This is a genomic window from Cupriavidus campinensis (genome assembly GCF_905397395.1).
GTDB lineage: Bacteria > Pseudomonadota > Gammaproteobacteria > Burkholderiales > Burkholderiaceae > Cupriavidus > Cupriavidus campinensis.
Window position 1 is genome coordinate 1 of sequence record NZ_CAJPVH010000152.1, and the last position, 770, is coordinate 770.

The 770-nt window shown below is 58.6% G+C and carries 1 protein-coding gene; it reads right to left on the minus strand.

What is annotated here, in order from left to right; genetic code table 11:
- Positions 1 to 192: 192 nt before the first annotated feature.
- A partial coding sequence (locus KHO18_RS28290; RefSeq protein WP_244845179.1) for a DUF3304 domain-containing protein occupies positions 193 to 770 on the minus strand: 578 nt, incomplete at its 5' end.

A 770-nucleotide genomic window follows, 5' to 3' on the forward strand; every position in this document is an offset into this window, starting at 1 on the left:
TAGATATAGTCCTCGGTGTAGTTCGCACTGCGCGCCGCCGCCAATACAGAACGGTCAGACTGGACCGCAGCGCAACCACCGAGCGCGGCCAATATCATCACAAACGACACACAAGCAATCCGTCTCATTCAGCCCTACTCCGTTTCAAGCCGCGATGTTCTGCCGCGTGGCTATTGGACCAATCCTGCATCGTTATTCCCCCTTGTGGCGCATTACGCGCTCGCCTGAAAAAAGCTTGTCGACCCGAGGGTTTTTGGGATCCAGCTCGCCATATGGAAACAGCTCTGCCTCGATCTCGTGATTGGGAAAGAATCGAACAACCAGACGACTGTGATGCCTCGATCCTCGCGGCATCGTTCCTGTTACAACGACATCCCGGCTGTAGGTTTTCCACTCGGACCTGTCTTCCTGCCGTCCGCCGACCTGCCACACGACCTTGACCGTCTGACCGACGCCCGGCATCCGCCCGCAGCATTCGATCCCTGCGGTTCCGCCTCGAGAAAACTCCGCAACGTTGCCGCCCCCCACGCCGGTGCGTTTCCCCGAAACCGTCTGAATCCGGTAGTCATAGATATAGTCCTCGGTGTAGTTCGCAGCCCACGCCGACGCTTCGACATCCCGGTTCGGCAAAGCCACGGCGCAACCACCAAGCGTGGCCAGCAGTGCCACGAGGAACACCCCTGCAATTCCTTTCATTCCTTCACTCTCGGTTACCTCCCTGCTCAGCAGGCAGTTGGCATGGCTTTCGAAGTTCCAGGGACAGCGCCATC